This window comes from Neobacillus sp. SRL179 (assembly GCF_984799095.1).
Map to the genome: position 1 here is coordinate 1,149,662 of NZ_OZ481792.1, position 15,345 is coordinate 1,165,006.

The window sequence follows — 15,345 nt, forward strand, 5'->3', positions numbered from 1 at the left end:
TAAATGAACTATTTAGTCATAAAGTGCGGCGGAAGTGTGTTAGAAAATCTGCCAAGGTCTTTTTACGAAGACTTAGTTAAGATGCATGGAGCGGGAGAATGGACACCAATTATTGTCCATGGCGGCGGTCCACTTATCACGTCGTTATTAAAGAACTTAGATGTTGAAACAACGTTTGTTAATGGACTTCGCGTAACTAGTATGGAAATTTTAGATATTGTCGAAATGGTCCTAAGCGGGTCCGTCAACAAACAGGTGGTAAGAAATATTGTTGAAGTGGGTGGAAAGGCAATAGGAGTAAGTGGTGTAGATGGAGGTTTATTACAAGCGGCACCTACTTCAGATGCAAAGACATTGGGGTTTGTTGGTGAAGTAGTCGAGGTGAATCAACATGTGATTGAAGGAATCATCAGTCAAGGATTTATCCCTGTCATTTCACCAATAGGCATTGATGCAGGCGGACAACGATACAACATTAATGGTGATATTGCTGCAAGTGCCATTGCAAAAGCATTGGAAGCGAATCTTTGTTTCATTAGTGATATTCCAGGAATTCTTATTGAAAAAAATGGAAAGAAAACATTACTTGAAAAAGCATCAAAGCCAATTATTGAGGAGTTAATCAATAATAAGACCATATACGGTGGAATGATTCCAAAGGTTAGAGCAGCCATTGATGGGCTAGTTCATAATATACCTGAGGTAGGTATTATCAACGGCTTTGAGAAAAATAGCTTAATAGACTATACCAATGGAAAAAAAATCGGTACAAAAATCGTTTTAGAAGAGGAGAGTGCGTAATGGGTAACGATACTTCCGTCTCGCTAACCTCGCCAGTTATGGCCACATACAGCCGTTTTCCAGTCACATTAGTAAAAGGAAAAGGGAGTTACGTGTGGGATGATCAAGGAGAGAAATACTTAGATTTTACCTCAGGAATTGCTACCTGTAACTTAGGGCATGTTCCAGAGGTTGTGAAAGATAAATTGGAGGAACAGCTGGAAACTTTATGGCATTGTTCCAACCTATATAATATTCCCAATCAGCAGCAGCTTGCAGCTGTTTTAACAGCTAATAGCTGTGGTGACCAGGTTTTTTTCTGCAACAGTGGTGCGGAAGCCAATGAGGCAGCTATTAAACTAGCAAGAAGATATGCAAATAAAGTAAAGGGAAGCACCTCTTCCCAAGTGGTTACTTTTCAGCAATCGTTTCATGGCAGAACACTAGCGACCTTAACCGCAACAGGTCAGGAAAAAATTCAACAAGGATTTTCCCCGCTAATGCCTGGGTTCAGTTACTTGCCGTTTAATGATGAAGAAGCCATTGAGGAGTTATCAACACTCAAACCTGCAGCCGTTTTACTAGAGCTCATCCAAGGTGAAGGAGGAGTGATTCCTGCAGACCCAGACTGGGTAAAAAAACTGGCTCAAATTTGTAAAGAAAACAATATATTGCTTATGGTAGATGAAATTCAAACTGGTATAGGACGGACCGGGACATTGTTTGCATACGAACAGTATGCGATCGAGCCAGATGTGATTACAATTGCTAAAGGGCTTGGATCAGGTTTCCCAATCGGAGCGATGATTGCCAAAGAAGAGGCAGCAAAGGGATTTGAACCGGGAAGTCATGGCAGTACCTTTGGCGGTAATCCATTAGCAACGGCAGCGGGGCTGGCAACTCTTACTTATATTGTCGGAGGCACCATTTTAGACAATGTTAAGGAAATGTCAGATTACCTTGACCTCAAGCTGCAACAACTGAAGGAAAAGTATTCTTTTATAGATGAAATACGCGGCAAAGGGCTGTTAAAAGGAATGGTCGTTGAAACCAATGCCCTAGGAATTGTCCAAAAAGCGATAGCTAATCATCTGCTTATTTTAACAGCAGGTCCAAATGTGGTTCGAATTTTACCGCCGTTAACAGTAACAAAAGAAGAGATTAATGAATTTACTGAAGCGTTGGAAGGAACATTCCAAAGTATAGAGAAAGGCGTGTGAGTATTTTTGGAACAGGGTTACCTTACTTTGGAAACAGGAGAGATATTCGAAGGTATACTAATTGGATCAGAAAAGGATTCTTTTGGGGAAGTAGTATTTAATACAAGTATGACAGGCTACCAGGAAATCATCACGGACCCTTCGTATGCCGGCCAAATTATTACCTTCTGCTATCCGATTATCGGAAACTATGGAATCAATGCATTGGATGATGAAAGTATTACACCTGCGTTAGCAGGCGTGGTCATTGGTGATTTATGTGAAACGCCAAGTCATTATCAATCAATCAATAAATTTTCAGAAAAACTAAAGCAAGCAGGTGTATCGGGTCTTGCTGGGGTTGATACAAGATTACTTGTCAAAACGATTCGCAGCCGTGGGACGGTTAAAGGTTATATTAGTAAGGTGAAAGAGAAATCTTTACCTGCCAAGCAAAAAAATCCACTATGGGTGGAACAGGTTTCTACAAAAAAGATTCAGTTCTTTAAAAATAATGGACCACATGTGGTGTTAATGGATTTTGGCTGCAAAAAGTCAATTCTCAATGCTTTATTACAAGAAAATTGTGCGGTAACCATCGTTCCTTACAACACCCCTTATGAAAAAGTGAAAGCTTTAAATCCAGATGGTATTTTGTTAAGCAATGGACCTGGCGATCCAATGGAGCTCAAAAAATGGTTTCCAGAAATCAAGAAAATAACGCAAGCCTATCCTTCTCTTGGTATTTGCCTTGGGCATCAGTTAATTGCCTTAGCCTATGGAGCAAAAACGACTAAACTGGCGTATGGTCACCGTGGAGGCAACCATCCGGTAAAAGAATTAACCACCGGAAAGGTAAAAATAACGGCACAAAATCATGGGTATGTTGTCATTGATGAAAGTATTGATAATACAGTATTTGGTGTTACCTATCGTAATGTGAATGACCAATCAATTGAAGGGCTTAAACATAAAACCTACCCTATTCAAACGGTTCAATTTCATCCAGAAGCCCATCCGGGACCGAGCGATACGGAATATATTTTAACAGATTTTGTTAGTCAGATCGCATCATTGGGAGAGAACATTTATGCCGTTAAATAAGAGATTAAAAAAAGTACTAGTTATTGGTTCAGGCCCCATTGTAATTGGGCAGGCAGCTGAATTTGATTATGCTGGAACACAAGCGTGTATTGCCTTAAAAGAAGAGGGAATTGAAGTTGTTTTAATTAATAATAACCCGGCCACAATCATGACCGATGAGGCCGTTGCCGATAAGGTATATATTGAACCGTTAAACGTGGAAACTATTGAAAAAATTATTCAAAAAGAACAGCCTGATGGTGTAATTGGAACATTAGGCGGGCAAACAGGTTTAAATTTAACTGTTCAACTATTTGAACAGAAAATCTTAGAAAAATACAATGTGGAATTGTTAGGAACTTCTGTTGAATCCATTAAAAATGGGGAAGACAGAGAACGGTTTCGTAATTTAATGCTTGAAATCGGTGAGCCGATTCCTGAATCGGAAATTATTCACAGTATCGAAGAAGGGGTACAATTTGTTAAGAAAATAGGTTTCCCCGTTATTATTCGCCCAGCCTACACGCTAGGAGGAGATGGCGGCGGTTTTGCTTATAACAATGAGGAACTTGAATCCGTTTTAAAGAAAGGGTTAGCAGCAAGTCCAATTCAGCAAGTCTTAGTTGAGAAGAGCATCAAGGGGTGGAAGGAAATTGAATATGAGGTCATGAGGGATGCCAATGATACATGCATCATTGTTTGCAATATGGAAAATATGGACCCAGTTGGTGTTCATACCGGCGATTCTATTGTGGTCGCACCATCGCAAACCTTAACAGATGTCCAATATCAAATGCTTCGTGACGTCTCTATAAAAGTAATTAGAGAATTGAGGATCATCGGCGGCTGTAACATTCAGTTTGCCCTCCATCCAGAATCAAATCAATATTACATCATTGAGGTAAACCCAAGGGTAAGCCGTTCGTCGGCACTTGCCTCAAAAGCTACGGGTTATCCGATAGCAAGGATGGCTGCAAAGTGCGCGATAGGTTACCATTTGGATGAGATTGTGAACCCTATAACAGGTAATACCTTTGCATCATTTGAGCCAGCGATTGATTATATTGTGGTGAAACTACCCCGCTTTCCTTTTGATAAATTCCCTGAAGCTGACCGTACATTAGGGACACAAATGAAAGCAACTGGTGAAGTAATGGCTATTGATCGGACTTTTGAAGGAGCTTTAAATAAAGCCATTCGGTCGATGGAAATGAATGTGTTCGGTCTTTGTCAGGAAGTAAACAAGTCATTAACGGAGTCTCAGGTCTTTGAACTTCTGGAAATAGCAAATGACAGGCGGTTATTTGTCATTGCGGAAGCATTTAGAAGAGGCATCACGCTCGAGGCAATCCAGCAAGTGACCGAAATAGACCAGTGGTTTTTGTACAAAATTAGTGCAATCGTGGCGTTAGAGAAGGAACTTGCAACCTATCAATGGGATACTGTTCCTACCCTCTTGTTAAAGGAAGCGAAGCGAAACAATGTTTCTGATAAATTACTATCACAGATTTATCAAACTCCAGAAAAGCAAGTAAGGAATAAGTGGAAAGAACTCAATTGGAAGCCAGGTTATAAAATGGTAGATACATGCTCCGCTGAATTTGATGCCGTTACCCCTTACTATTATTCGACATGGCATGGATCTGATGAGGTAGAAATAACGAGCAAGAAAAAAATTCTTGTCATTGGTTCGGGACCGATTCGGATTGGTCAAGGAATTGAATTTGATTATTGCTCGGTGCATGCTGCAAAGGCAATCAAGAAAAAAGGCTTTGAAGCGGTGGTAATCAATAACAATCCTGAGACGGTTAGTACGGATTATTCAGTGGCAGATCGCCTATATTTTGAACCGCTAGCAGCTGAAGATGTACTCCATGTCATTGAAAAAGAAAAAGTAGATGGTGTATTGATTCAGTTTGGCGGACAAACGGCTATCAACTTGGCCCATGATTTAGAAGAAGAAGGTGTTCACATCTTAGGGACCACTGTTACAAATGTGGATCACTTAGAGGATAGGAAGGGATTTTACCAACTCCTTGAGGAATTAAAAATTCCGCATATCGAAGGTAAAACGGCTGCTCACCCTGAAGAGTTAGTAGAAGCTGCTGCAAATCTAGGGTACCCAGTATTAGTTCGTCCTTCTTATGTGATCGGCGGACAATCGATGTTTACTATTTTTTCGGAGGAAGAATTAAGCCAATATATAGTTCAGTTAGAGGGAAATTCCCATGCTGCAATGTGGCCATTATTAGTTGATAAATTTTTACCAGGGTTAGAATGTGAAATTGATGTCATTTGTGATGGAAAAAATATCATCGTACCAGGAATTTTTGAACATATTGAAAAAGCAGGGGTACACTCTGGAGATAGTATCTCGGTGTTTCCACCCATTTCTCTATCAGACCAAATAAAAAACACCTTAATTGATTATGCAGAAAAAATTGCTACATCCACACCAGTCATCGGTATGATGAATATTCAGTTTGTCATTTATGAGGGAACGGTCTATGTGTTAGAGGTAAACCCTCGTTCATCACGAACGGTTCCTATAATCAGTAAAGTGACAGGAGTTCCAATGATTGAGTGGGCGACGAGAGTACAATTAGGAGACACATTAGCTGAGTTATGTTCGGACTGCGGATTACTTGCAGAGCCTAATTATTTTTCAGTTAAAGCACCTATATTTTCTTCTAGTAAGTTAAAGGGTGTTGATCCTGTCCTTGGACCAGAAATGAAATCAACAGGAGAAGTACTAGGTATTGGAACAACCTTTCATGCAGCACTTGAAAAATCAATCTCTTCTATTCAAGGAGATGCAGAAAAAAATTACATTTTTTGTTCTATCTCTGACCGTGAAAAACCGGAAAGCTTCACTATTATAGAGGAATTATTAAAGAGGGATTATAAAGTTGCCGCAACAGAAGGCACTGCGTCTTTTCTCCGAGAAAAAGGACTTCAGATTGAACAAGTAATCATGGACGAGGAAGATGTAAAAAAACTTTTCAGAAACAAACCGGTTAAGGCTGTTATAAATATTCCGAATCAAGGCAGAAACAAAATGAAATTTGGTTTTCAAATTCGCGAACATGCAGTCCGTTATAAACTACCAGTGTTTACACACTTAGATACGCTGGAAGCAACGATTGGTTTGTATAAAGAACCTAGAACTGATGATGAAGTACGGACGGTAAGTGAGTATTACAATATTGAAAAGGTAGGTGCCGTTCATGCTAGAGGCAATTAATAAGCAACCTATGGCAAATAAGCTGCCAACTAAGAAAAATGACTTTTTACAGCTTTCTGATTTTAGTACAGACGAAATTCTCACCTTGCTTAATGAGGCTGTCGAACTAAAGAAACTTCAAAAGCAAGGAATTGCCCATCCATTTTTAAGTGGAAAAGTATTAGGGATGATTTTTGAAAAATCATCCACCCGTACAAGGGTGTCATTTGAAGTAGGAATGTTACAGCTCGGCGGACATGCAATTTTTCTTAGCTCAAAGGATATTCAGCTAGGTCGGGGAGAAAGTATTTCTGATACGGCCAAGGTGTTATCTCGTTATGTAGATGGTATTATGATTCGAACATTCTCTCACAGTTCCGTCGAAGAATTAGCTCACCATGCAACCGTTCCCGTAATTAATGGATTAACTGATTTGCAGCACCCAACCCAGGTACTGGCCGATTTATTAACGATAATGGAGCATAAGGGCAAATTGAAAGGTTTAAAGCTGTGTTATATCGGTGACGGTAATAATAATATGCCTCACTCGTTACTAGAGGGGGCAGTAAAAGTTGGGATGGATATTAGCATTGCCAGCCCGCCTGGATACTTGCCAAATGGGAAAATAATAGAAAAGGCAATTCAAGCAGGTAAGCAAACGGCAAGTTCTGTTACTATCACAAACGATCCACTTGAAGCAATTAAGGATGCAGATGTTGTCGTCACCGACGTCTGGACCAGTATGGGGCAGGAAGAGGAAACAGCCACCCGGCTGAAAGCATTCCAAGGATATCAAGTTAATGAGGAATTATGCAGCCATGCAAAAGAGGACTTTATCTTTTTGCACTGTTTACCAGCCCATCGTGGTGAAGAAGTAACAGGAGAGATGATCGATGGTCCCCATTCAGTTGTATTTGACGAAGCAGAGAATCGCTTACATGCCCAAAAAGCAATTTTAAAACTTTTACTATCATAATAGTTTCATTTTTTGTGAGATATGTTGTATAATAATTCTATTAATTGAATAAAAATTCAATATTTGATGCAAGGAGAATTGGAATGACAAAAGAAAAAATTGTTTTAGCATACTCGGGTGGTCTTGATACTTCGGTTTCAGTAAAATGGATACAAGAAAAGTACGGTTATGATGTAATCGCGTTAGGCTTAGATGTGGGTGAAGGAAAAGATTTAGAGGCTATTAAAAACAAAGCTTTGAATGTTGGCGCTATTAAAGCGTATATGATAGATGCAAAAGAATTGTTAGCAAAAGAATATATTTTACCGGCTTTAAAAGCTAACTGTTTATATGAAGGGAAATATCCACTATCCTCAGCTCTATCACGACCGCTTATCTCAAAATTATTAGTAGAGGTAGCGGAAAAAGAAGGAGCAACCGCTGTAGCTCATGGCTGTACGGGGAAAGGGAACGATCAGGTACGTTTTGAGGTTTCCATTCAAGCATTAAATCCAAGCCTAAAGGTTGTTGCTCCCGTTCGTGAATGGGGCATGACGCGTGACGAGGAAATTAAATATGCTGAAGAAAACGGAATTCCAATTCCTGTTGATTTAGATAATCCATTTTCGATTGATGCAAATATCTGGGGACGTGCCTGTGAAGCAGGGGTGTTAGAAGATCCATGGGCAGAGGCGCCTGAAGCTGCCTATGATTGGACGAATCCAATTGAGTTAACACCTGATACACCTGAATATATTGAAATAGAATTTAAGCAGGGAGTTCCTGTTGCCCTTAATGGAGAACAGCTTCCACTCGTCCAATTAATTGAAACCCTGAATACGCTCGGCGGAAAACATGGGGTTGGCCGTATCGACCATATTGAAAATAGATTAGTTGGAATTAAATCAAGAGAAGTGTATGAAAATCCGGCAGCGTTAATTTTAATCAATGCCCACCGTGAACTTGAATGTTTAACCTTGACTCGCGAGGTTACTCAATTCAAGACCCAAGTTGAGCAGCAAATGGCAAAGATTATTTATGAAGGACTTTGGTATTCACCAATCAAACCTGCTCTTGACGCCTTTATTAACGAAACACAAAAGGTTGTAACGGGAACCATTCGTGTCAAGCTTTATAAAGGAAATCATACCGTTGTGGGTAGAAAATCACCACACAGCCTTTATAATGAGGAACTAGCCACCTATGCAAAAGGTGATGCTTTTGATCATAATGCTGCGGTCGGATTTATCAAACTTTGGGGACTGCCAACAAAAGTCTATTCCGAAGTAAATAACAAAGAAACGATATTAAAATAATCCAGATTGCCCTCGAACCCTATTTCGGGGGCTGTCTTCTTTACATTTTGAGGAGGATCTCACATGTCTAAGTTATGGGGCGGACGCTTCACCAAAGAAACAAACAAGCTGGTGGAGGAATTCACAGCTTCAATTTCTTTTGATCAAAAGTTAGCAAGAGAAGATATTACCGGAAGTATGGCCCATGTACAAATGCTGGGTGAATGTGACATTATTCCGATGGAAGATGCTTTAAAAATTAAAGATGGACTCCTTGCTATTAAAAAAATGGTGGATGATAACCAGGTTGACTTTTTAATTGAAGATGAAGACATTCATATGAACATTGAAAAGCTCTTAATTGAAAAAATCGGACCGGTAGGTGGAAAGCTGCATACAGGCAGAAGTCGTAATGATCAAGTGGCAACCGATATGCATCTTTATTTACGTACGAAAACGACAGAACTGATTAAATTGATTGAAGATGTCCAACAAGCCTTACTTGCACAAGCGAAAGAGAATGTTCAGACATTAATTCCTGGATATACCCATCTACAGAGAGCGCAGCCCGTCTCTTTTGCCCATCATGTAATGGCCTATTTTTGGATGTTTGAACGAGATAAAGAAAGATTAATTGATTCATTGAAGCGGGTCAATTGGCTTCCACTTGGTTCAGGTGCATTGGCAGGAACGACATTTCCAATAAATCGTCAACGTGTAGCGGAGCTGCTAGGCTTTGAAACAATTTACCCAAACAGCATGGATGCGGTCAGTGATCGAGATTTTATCCTCGAATTCCTATCAATAGGCTCGATTATTATGACTCATATTTCCAGAATTTCCGAGGAATTAGTTATTTGGTCAAGCCAGGAATTTCAGTTTGTTGAACTTGATGATAGTTTCTGTACAGGTTCAAGTATCATGCCACAAAAGAAAAACCCAGACGTACCTGAATTATTACGAGGGAAAACAGGGAGAACATACGGGAATTTACTTGGATTATTGACTGTGCTAAAAGGTTTGCCCTTAGCTTATAACAAGGATCTGCAAGAAGATAAAGAAGGCATGTTTGATACAGTCGAAACACTGGAAGGTTCTTTAAAACTGTTAGCACCTATGATTGAAACTATGACAGTAAAAAAAGATATTATGCGCAAAGCCATCAACAATGATTTTTCTAATGCCACTGATATTGCAGATTACTTAGTTAGGAAGGGATTACCGTTCCGTGAGGCACATGAGGTGATTGGGAAAATCGTTCTATATGCCATTCAGTCGAACAAATTTTTGCTCGATTTGAGCTTTGAAGAATATCAGGAATTCAGCACATTGTTTGAAGAAGACATCTATGAGGTATTAGCACCAGAACATGTTGTGGCTGTTCGGAACAGCTTTGGTGGAACAGCACCAGAACAAGTGGAGAAACAAATAAAATTAGCAGAGAGCAAGCTGCTTGAATAAAACATTTTTTTCAATATTATTGACAATTATAATTAATTAAACTAGAATACTCTTTATAACTTGAGAATTTTGTGAAAAATAAATAAACTCTTATCCAGAGCGGCGGAGGGACTAGGCCCGATGAAGCCCGGCAACCTTCAAGGTATTCCTTGAAAAGGTGCTAATTCCTGCAGGTTATCCTATAACCTGATAGATAAGAGGAGGAGTCTAGCCCTCTTCTTATGAAGAGGGCTTTTCTCTTATAAAAAATACATATTAAGTGTTTAGTTAAATGAAGGGTGGATTAACATGTCAGCAATAAAAGTGGCAATCCTTGGTTTTGGTACGGTTGGTGAAGGTGTCTATCGGACGATACTATCTCATGCTGAAGAATTAACAGCTGTATTGGGAAAAAAAGTTGAGGTTGCAGCTGTCCTAATCAGAAATGAGCAGAAGGAAAGAAACATTCGTGAGGATGTTTTGATTACAACGGACTTTGCTGATATTTTAAACTTGCCTCAACTCGATATCGTCATCGAGGCAATTGTTGAAAAGGAGCCACCTTTTTTATATTTGAAAAAAGCGATTGAACGAGGAAGTCACATCATTACAGCTAATAAAGAGATGTTTGCCCATTATGGTAACGAACTACTTGAGTTAGCGGAACAACATCATGTTTCAGTTGGGTTTGAAGCAACTGTAGCCGGGGGAATTCCTGTCATTCAGACACTTCGGCAATTATTAAATATCAACCGTGTTCAGCAGGTTCAGGGTATCTTAAATGGAACATCAAATTTTATCTTGACCGAGATGCGAGAAGAGAAGCAGTCATTTGCACAAGCTTTAAAACATGCCCAGGAGAATGGGTATGCTGAGGCTAATCCAAAGAATGATGTAGAGGGTTACGATGCTTTTTATAAGGCTATGATCCTAAGTAGACTAGCCTTTGGAGAAGAGCCCAAGTGGCAGGAGGTTGATTTTGAAGGGATTACCTCCATAACAAGCCAGCTGATTGAAACAGCGGAACTGCTTGGTCTAAGGTTTAAGCATATTGCGAGTATCAGCAGGGAGAATGACCAATTACTCACATCGGTTAAACCGGTTCTGGTTGGAAAAGAGCATCCTTTCTATCATGTAGAAGGCGTACAAAACGCGATAAATGTTCAGTCGGATATTGTTGGTACCATTACCCTTCAAGGTCCCGGGGCAGGAATGTACCCTACAGCAAGTGCTGTTATCGAGGATTTAGTATATGTATGTCAAAATCGCCCTGCCCAACGAAGTTTTCTTCAAACAAAAGAATCTATCACAGATCAGATAGAGAATCAAATTGAAGAACAATGGTTAGTACACGGGTTAACTAACCAAGTGACAAACCTTTCGATTACGGTGGTTGAACAAGTAGAAGAAGGAACATGGATAATTAAGGCTGCAAGGAATGAGATCGAGTGTCTTTCAAAGCTGGAAGAAGGTCTAGTTTATTATCAAATTATTGGGGAATATGAAAAAATAAATAATCGTGCCGAAATAGTTTTTTAATGCGAAAGTAATACGTGGAACAGTCAATTTAAGGATATTGTTATTCCATTCACATTTTATTCAATTTTCTACTGTTATTATGTTAAAAAACTGTGAAAGCCGTTGCCACCCTATTCCTTAGAGTGTATATTGGGGGTGGAAAGAAGTTAGTGAAGTTATGACCATTCTTGTTATTAACGGATCCATTTGAGTTCTAACCGCTTTTCTGAGCGGCAACCTCTCTAATAGAACTCAGTAACAATTCTTTCCCCCAGACATAGTTAAGAAGCAGGGCGCCCTGCTTCTTTTTTTTAGAAAAATAAAAAATTTATAGTTTTTACTTTGAGAATTGTCTAGCTCCAACGCCCTAGCGGCTAGTGTCCTTCGCTCTCCGCCCTACGATAAGTCAACATCGAATCGCCTCCGGCTCTTCGTGTTTCCTTTATCTCAGTTGGAGCGCTCCAGGCCATACGCCGCTGACCAGGGCGCTTTCGCTTTTCTTATTTCTTACGGTTTTTTACACGCTGGTTCGCAGCATTAGCTCGTGCTTGTGCCTCAAGATCGGCATGGTCAGCAAATTCTGCTGAATACTCCACGTCTTTTCCATCAGTTTTTAAGTTTTTTGGCGTTTGTGGAAGTGAACCTTTATTGTGTTTTTGTCCTTGTGCACGACCCATGAAAAAAACCCCCTTTCAGTATGAACTAGTGAGAGCCTTAATGCTGCTCCCATTACTAGCTTTTACATTTTGAAAGAGGTCCATTAATGGAAATAATTAATTTTTAAAGACGTGTCTTTTTATCATGAAAACCTGCTGCACGGTCAGCCATTCTAAACTCTCGTTGATATTTTACTTCTTGCATACTAGTTAAGGAGTATTTTCCGCCATCTCTGCTGTCCTTTTTCTTCTTTTCGCCCATTTTGCTCATTCCTTTCAACATTTTTTTGTTAATCGTTATAAACTAAGTGGTAAAAGTTAAAGCACTAAATATGTACTTATTCCCATTTTTACCTTTAAGGAAAAGAATGATACTTTTTTAGGGGAATTTATTTTTAAAAAATCATGATGAGTATGGTAAAGTAGGTTTGAGGTGAACGATATGGCCATTATTACAAAAATCACCACACAACAGAAAAATCAAGATCGGTTTAATGTGTTTATGGATTATAGCGATGGCAAAGGTGAAGTATATGCTTTCAGTGTTGACAGTAATGTATTAATTAAATTTCAATTAAAAAAGGGAATGGAGATTGATGAATTTTCCTTCCTAGAAATTCAATATCAGGATGACATTCGCAAGGCCTATAATCAAGCAATCAATTACTTGGCAAGAAGAATGCGATCCGAGAAGGAAATAGTGGATTATCTTGCAAAAAAGGAAATCGAAGAGCCAATCATTGAAGAGGTCATACATAAATTAACTGCTCAAAAGTACATTAATGATTTAGAATTTGCTTTAGCTTTTGTGAGGACACAGGTTAATACAACAGATAAAGGCTCTAATGTAATCAAATCAGAATTAAAGGAAAAAGGAATGACGGAGAGAATTATTGTAACAGCACTTGAGGAATTTCCTTTGAAGCAGCAAATTGAAAGAGCAGTTAAAATAAGTGAAAAGTTTTTCCAAAAGAATGCCAAGGATTCCCTTAAAGTCCAAAAGCAAAAGCTGGAAAACTTATTACTTAGAAAAGGGTATTCTTATGAAATTATTTCAATAGCTCTTAATGAGGCTAACGTCCCTAAACAAGATGATGAAGAAATGGAAGCCATTCGATTTCAAGGTGAGAAGGCACACAAGAAATTTTCTAAGTTTGAACACTTTGAATACCAGCAAAAGATGAAACAAACCTTATACAGAAAAGGCTTTTCAATGGATCTTATAGAGCAATTTTTAGCGGAAAAGGAAAACTCATGACAAAAATTGATCATGAGTTTTCTTTTTCTATAACAATTGTATCCTTATCCAATTGGTTCATAATGATTCCTGCAATTTCCTTCGGTGATCTTAGTCGTGACTTATCATTAATATGGGTGCTTTCATCCCAAAATGGGGTATCCATGCCACCCATATACACAGCTGTAAACTGGATACTACTGCCTGCATATTCTTTTTGCAAGCTTTCTGTAAGACCTCTGATTGCAAATTTGCTTGCAGCATAGACTGCTTCATTTATTTTTCCACGCAAACCAGCAGTAGAGATGATATTGATAACTTGTCCTTCTTTATTCTGCTTCATAACGGGGATGACGGCCTTAGTCATGAAAATGGTCCCTAATACATTGGTCTCTAACATGTCATTAACTTGCATTTTGTCTAATTCCTCAAAAGGACCAAAATGACCCACACCGGCATTATTGACCAATCCAACAATTTTGTAGTTATTGATTACTTCTTCCATTTTAGAAAGTATGTCTTTAGTGTTACGGATGTCGATGGACAGAGTATCTGCTTTTCCTCCAGTAACTTCAATTTCATGTTTAACACTGACTAATTTTTCGACTGTTCTTCCAGCGAGTAAAATGTGAAAATTTTTTTTCGAAAAAAGCAGGGCTAGTTCTTTTCCTAAACCCGAGCCAGCTCCTGTGATAAGGATTGATTTCATTTTATGTGCTCCTTCAATAATAGTTCTACCTTTATAAATTGTACAAATATTACTATACTAAAATAAAGAGGAAAAGGGGAGTGAAAGAACATGCAGCAGGAGAGACGCTACAGTGAAATGACCGAGCACGAATTAAAACAGGAAATTGCCGCGCTTAAAGAAAAAGCAAGAAAAGCTGAACAAATGGGAATGGTGAATGAATTTGCAGTCCTTGAAAGAAAGGCACAAATGGCGCAAGCGTATTTGCTTAATCCTGAATCTTATAAATCCGGAGAAATTTACGAAATTGAAGGGGATCCTGGGCAGTATTTTAAAATTGATTATATGAATGGTGTCTTTGCTTGGGGATATCGGCTTAATAGTGATGGTAAGGAAGAGGCATTACCAATTTCCCTTTTAAAATCATTGAAATAACTAATATAGACAGGAATTGAATGTTTAAGGAAAGATAAACCAGAGAAGTTTGTTCTCTGGTTTATCAAATAAAATAGTACCTACCTTGAGAATTGTCCAGCTCCAGCGCCCAGCGGCTAGTGTACTTCGCTCTTTTCCCTACGATAAGTCAACATCGGATCGCTAACGCTCTCCGTGTTTCCTTTATCTCAGTCAAAGCGCTCCAGTCCATACGCCGCTAAACGGACGCTTGCGCTTTTCTTTTTCTATTTCCATACTGCTTGCGGAGATTCATCGTCACGCTCTCCAGAGGCACGCATCCGCTCTTGTGGATGTGTATTAATGGTTCCGTCGGCTCTTCGGGAAGCATACTCAGCTTTTGCTCTCGGTTCTCCCTCGAGCTTGTTATTATTTTGATTTGGGAAATTCGAAGCCTTATTTCTCATGCTATACCTCCAATTAGGGAATGAGAAAAACGTGAAAAGCAAAGCAATCTCATTGCTTACCACGTATCTTTAGTATTTGTGTTTTTTTAATCAGTTATGTTATAAGAAAATGGTAAAGAGGTGTACTTATGATGAACGAAGGGCATGAAAGATTAATACAGCAGTTAATGGATAAAAATCGGCAGTTATCATATGACCAAGCAAGAACATGGGTGGAGCTGTTATGGGACGATTTTGAAACTTCTTACGCTAAAGCTGGATGGGAATATAAGGGCAGTGAAATGGCAGAAAGAATCGTTAACAAATGGATTGAAAATTATGGGGATAAACTGCATGATTTTGTCGCCACAAATCCTAAATATAAAAAATACCTATCTGAGGACAATAAGGGTCAAAAATAAAAAGGGCTTC

15 protein-coding genes and 1 riboswitch are annotated in these 15,345 nt (G+C 39.0%); of the genes, 11 read left to right on the forward strand and 4 right to left on the reverse strand.

All coding sequences use genetic code 11. The features are described 5' to 3' along the window. Positions 1–3: 3 nt before the first annotated feature. The 8 genes from argB to AC4E8C_RS05620 all read left to right on the forward strand — a co-directional run bounded on the left by argB (position 4) and on the right by AC4E8C_RS05620 (position 11,514). Positions 4–801 carry an acetylglutamate kinase gene (argB, locus tag AC4E8C_RS05585; protein WP_490210945.1) on the forward strand — a complete coding sequence of 266 codons (798 nt, stop codon included), beginning with the start codon at positions 4–6 and terminating at the stop codon, positions 799–801. Beyond that, entirely contained in the window at positions 801–2,000 is a 1,200-nt protein-coding gene (gene argD, locus AC4E8C_RS05590; RefSeq protein ID WP_490210947.1) for an acetylornithine transaminase, read from the forward strand. Before argB ends, argD begins: the two co-directional genes overlap by 1 nt. A 6-nt stretch (positions 2,001–2,006) precedes the next feature. Continuing rightward, complete coding sequence (locus tag AC4E8C_RS05595; protein ID WP_490210949.1) at positions 2,007–3,083, forward strand: carbamoyl phosphate synthase small subunit; 1,077 nt, start codon at positions 2,007–2,009, stop codon at positions 3,081–3,083. Next, entirely contained in the window at positions 3,070–6,306 is a 3,237-nt protein-coding gene (gene carB, locus AC4E8C_RS05600) for a carbamoyl-phosphate synthase (glutamine-hydrolyzing) large subunit (RefSeq protein ID WP_490210951.1), read from the forward strand. The genes AC4E8C_RS05595 and carB overlap by 14 nt, the downstream gene beginning before the upstream one ends. Before the next feature lie 10 nt (positions 6,307–6,316). Continuing rightward, positions 6,317–7,261 (forward strand): ornithine carbamoyltransferase, encoded by a 945-nt coding sequence (argF, locus tag AC4E8C_RS05605; RefSeq protein ID WP_490212482.1) that lies wholly within the window; start codon positions 6,317–6,319, stop codon positions 7,259–7,261. A gap of 83 nt (positions 7,262–7,344) precedes the next feature. Beyond that, on the forward strand, positions 7,345–8,556 hold the full coding sequence (locus tag AC4E8C_RS05610; RefSeq protein WP_490210953.1) for an argininosuccinate synthase: 1,212 nt from the start codon (positions 7,345–7,347) through the stop codon (positions 8,554–8,556). Positions 8,557–8,619: 63 nt separating this feature from the next. Further along, positions 8,620–9,996, forward strand: a complete 1,377-nt coding sequence (argH, locus tag AC4E8C_RS05615; protein ID WP_490210955.1) for an argininosuccinate lyase — start codon at positions 8,620–8,622, stop codon at positions 9,994–9,996. 87 nt (positions 9,997–10,083) lie between these two features. Further along, positions 10,084–10,196: riboswitch (SAM riboswitch) on the forward strand. An 88-nt stretch (positions 10,197–10,284) separates the two neighbouring features. Beyond that, entirely contained in the window at positions 10,285–11,514 is a 1,230-nt protein-coding gene (locus AC4E8C_RS05620) for a homoserine dehydrogenase (protein WP_490210956.1), read from the forward strand. A 479-nt stretch (positions 11,515–11,993) separates the two neighbouring features. On the opposite strand, the gene AC4E8C_RS05625 is transcribed toward AC4E8C_RS05620, so the two are convergent. After that, complete coding sequence (locus AC4E8C_RS05625; protein ID WP_490210957.1) at positions 11,994–12,170, reverse strand: YfhD family protein; 177 nt, start codon at positions 12,168–12,170, stop codon at positions 11,994–11,996. A 103-nt stretch (positions 12,171–12,273) separates the two neighbouring features. Continuing rightward, complete coding sequence (locus AC4E8C_RS05630; protein WP_490210958.1) at positions 12,274–12,411, reverse strand: YfhE family protein; 138 nt, start codon at positions 12,409–12,411, stop codon at positions 12,274–12,276. A 180-nt stretch (positions 12,412–12,591) separates the two neighbouring features. Between AC4E8C_RS05630 and recX the strand changes: the two genes are divergently transcribed. After that, positions 12,592–13,407 (forward strand): recombination regulator RecX, encoded by an 816-nt coding sequence (recX, locus tag AC4E8C_RS05635; RefSeq protein WP_490210959.1) that lies wholly within the window; start codon positions 12,592–12,594, stop codon positions 13,405–13,407. Between the two features lie 10 nt (positions 13,408–13,417). On the opposite strand, the gene AC4E8C_RS05640 is transcribed toward recX, so the two are convergent. Then, complete coding sequence (locus tag AC4E8C_RS05640) at positions 13,418–14,095, reverse strand: SDR family NAD(P)-dependent oxidoreductase (RefSeq protein WP_490210960.1); 678 nt, start codon at positions 14,093–14,095, stop codon at positions 13,418–13,420. A gap of 90 nt (positions 14,096–14,185) precedes the next feature. Between AC4E8C_RS05640 and AC4E8C_RS05645 the strand changes: the two genes are divergently transcribed. Next, positions 14,186–14,509, forward strand: a complete 324-nt coding sequence (locus AC4E8C_RS05645; protein WP_490210962.1) for a YfhH family protein — start codon at positions 14,186–14,188, stop codon at positions 14,507–14,509. A gap of 245 nt (positions 14,510–14,754) precedes the next feature. Here the strand turns inward: AC4E8C_RS05645 and AC4E8C_RS05650 are convergent, their stop codons facing one another. Beyond that, on the reverse strand, positions 14,755–14,934 hold the full coding sequence (locus AC4E8C_RS05650; protein ID WP_490210963.1) for a small, acid-soluble spore protein K: 180 nt from the start codon (positions 14,932–14,934) through the stop codon (positions 14,755–14,757). A 131-nt stretch (positions 14,935–15,065) separates the two neighbouring features. Here AC4E8C_RS05650 and AC4E8C_RS05655 point away from each other — a divergent pair, with 131 nt between their 5' ends. Then, complete coding sequence (locus tag AC4E8C_RS05655) at positions 15,066–15,335, forward strand: YfhJ family protein (RefSeq protein WP_490212483.1); 270 nt, start codon at positions 15,066–15,068, stop codon at positions 15,333–15,335. Positions 15,336–15,345 lie beyond the last annotated feature (10 nt).